Here is a 1523-nt window from a genome sequence, read left to right on the forward strand (position 1 = left end):
GCACACGTCTACCCGTGCGACCTCTCCGACCTCGACGCGATCGACGACCTCGCCCGGCGGCTCGGATTCGCGCGGCGGGCGCGGGCCTCGACGGCCATGTCGCGGGCGGCCCTGGCGCCGCCGGCGGCGGCGGTGGCGGCGCGGCCGGTCAGCTGGTGCGCCCCGGCGTAGAGGACGACCGAGCCCTGGGCGAGGAAGCGCAGGAAGCCCTTCGCCTCGGCCCAGGTGACGCCGAGCGCGTAGCCGGTCGCGCCGACGAAGGCGACGGCCAGCGCCGGGGCGACGATGCCGAGCGCCTGCGCCGGATCGACCGGCAGGACGGAGAGGAGCGCCCCGAGGGTCGCGTCCCCGAGGAGCCCGCCGAGGCCGTAGTCGTGCACCCAGCCGGCGGGCGGCACGTGGGTGGCCGCGAAGGTCGCCGCGACGAGGAGCGCGACCGGGGTGACGATGGCGCGGGAGAGCAGCCGCCCCTCGCCGACATGCGCGAGGAAGCGCAGGCCCCAGGCGCCGAGCCCGGCGGCGATGCCGTAGGCCGCCCAGCCGAGCGCCCGGTGCAGCGGATCGGCGATCGAGGCGCCGACGAGGCCGAGCGCGTTGCGCGGCGCCTCGTCGGTGGCGCTGAACAGGCTCGGGTCGTCGGGGTTGTAGGTCCAGATCATCGTCGCGGCGACGGCGGCGATGCCGACGAGCAGCAGGCCGATCAGCTCCGCCCCGCGCCGGCGCAGGGCGAGCTCGGTGTCGCTCTCCATCAGGGGGGCGCGGCGCTTCGCTTTGCTGTGGCTGGCCATCTACTCGACCTCTCGCTTTCCGGCAGGCAGGGGCGCCACCCGGCCGCTCCCGCAACTCGTTGATCCCGTTTCCGGCCCGTGCGGACCGCCGCTCCAAGACATCCGCCCGCTCATCCCGACCCGACCTCGGCCGCACCCGCCGCGCCGGCGAGGGTCGCGCGGATCGCCTCGAGCCCGCGCCCGACCTGCGCGGCATCGGCGACGAGCGCGACGCGGACATGGCGCGCCCCCGGGTTCCCCGCCCCGGCGGTCGCACGGCCGAGATAGCCGCCGGGCAGCACCCGCACGCCGGTCTCGCGGTAGAGCCGGAGCGCGAAGGCCTCGCCGTCGCCGACGTCGAGCCAGAGGAAGAAGCCGCCGTCCGGCGCCCGATAGCCCGGCAGGTCGCCGAGGATGCGGTCGGCCAGGGCGAACTTCTCGGCGTAGAGCGCGCGCGAGGCCTCGACATGCGCCTCGTCGCGCCAGAGCGCGGCCGAGGCGCGCTGCAGCGGCAGCGGCACCGGCGCCCCGCCGTAGGCGCGGAGCTGGCGCATGGCGGCGATGGCGCGCGGCCCGCCGGCGGCGAAGCCCGAGCGCAGGCCGGGCGCGTTCGACCGTTTGGAGAGCGAGTTGAAGACCACCACCCGCTCGGGGTCCGCGCCCGCGGCGGCGGCGATCTCCAGCGCCCCCGGCGGCGGCGTCTCGCGCCAGATCTCGGCATAGCATTCGTCGGCCAGCAGCATGAAGTCGTGCTTC

General features: G+C 76.6%; 2 protein-coding genes. Both read right to left on the reverse strand.

Features of this window, described 5'->3' with window-relative positions; translation table 11 throughout:
- Positions 1-8: 8 nt before the first annotated feature.
- A complete protein-coding gene (locus Q0112_RS06935) occupies positions 9-788 on the reverse strand; it encodes a DNA translocase FtsK 4TM domain-containing protein (protein WP_297973160.1) in 780 nt (259 codons plus the stop codon).
- A 110-nt stretch (positions 789-898) separates the two neighbouring features.
- Positions 899-1523 (reverse strand): aminotransferase class I/II-fold pyridoxal phosphate-dependent enzyme (locus Q0112_RS06940; protein WP_297973163.1); only part of this gene is annotated, 625 nt, incomplete at its 5' end.

Source organism: uncultured Amaricoccus sp., from assembly GCF_937858865.1.
In the GTDB taxonomy this organism is placed as follows: Bacteria; Pseudomonadota; Alphaproteobacteria; order Rhodobacterales; family Rhodobacteraceae; genus Amaricoccus.